1 protein-coding gene is annotated in these 758 nt (G+C 31.0%); it reads right to left on the bottom strand.

The genetic code is table 11. The features are described from left to right. Positions 1–439: hypothetical protein (locus D1B33_RS18260; RefSeq protein WP_199677459.1), on the bottom strand; the 439-nt coding region annotated here is incomplete at its 3' end. Positions 440–758 lie beyond the last annotated feature (319 nt).

Below are 758 nucleotides of genomic sequence, written 5' to 3'. Positions count from 1 at the left end.
GGAAAGCGCCCGATTGTTGAATATCGTTCTTTGATTCAAAAAGTTTTAATGACTTCCCTTGTTCTGTACGTGGATAATACTCCACTTCACAATAGTAATTACCTTCTTCTACGTCCTGATAATTCTTAGGGAACGTAATGCTATGTTTTCCAAAGTTAGCCTCCGTATGTCCCCCTGTTGTAATATCAAAATTTGCAATTTCACAGTTTCCTTGATATTTACTCGTCTTATCAGCTAACACGTTAGGAAGGTCTAACAAAGAATAAATGAACAAAGAACCTGAAAGGAGAATGAAAAAGGTTACGATTAAAATATCTTTTAATGGTGTTTTATATGAATCGCCATTTTTCTTTTTCTTTTTAAAAATAAGCCAAAGATAGGCAGACATCCCCACAAAAAATACAAAAGATAAAATTAACATAAAGAAATATTGGCTCATTAAAGACGCAATCCTATCTGTAAGAACCTAAAGTCTCTATTTATTAATTTCCGTTGTCTAAAGGTTTCAATACATTATTTAACTAAACTGCTCCGTTAATTGAAGTACATTTCTTCGCAAAATAATTAATCTTAAAATAAATATCCAAATATTTCCTATTTTAAGTTAATCAACAATCTGGCCCTTTCATCAAGAAAGACGCTTTTAATATACTATAAAAAATTCAGTAAATAATTATTTAGAAACTACGCAACTATACCGGATTGGTTAGAGGAAATCTCATAAGATATATAGTGTGAAGGGGGTGAAAATTATGGGA

This window comes from Ureibacillus yapensis (assembly GCF_003515775.1).
Lineage (GTDB): Bacteria > Bacillota > Bacilli > Bacillales_A > Planococcaceae > Ureibacillus > Ureibacillus yapensis.
Note: the sequence above shows the minus strand (reverse complement) of the source record. Positions and strands in the feature narration are given on the sequence as shown.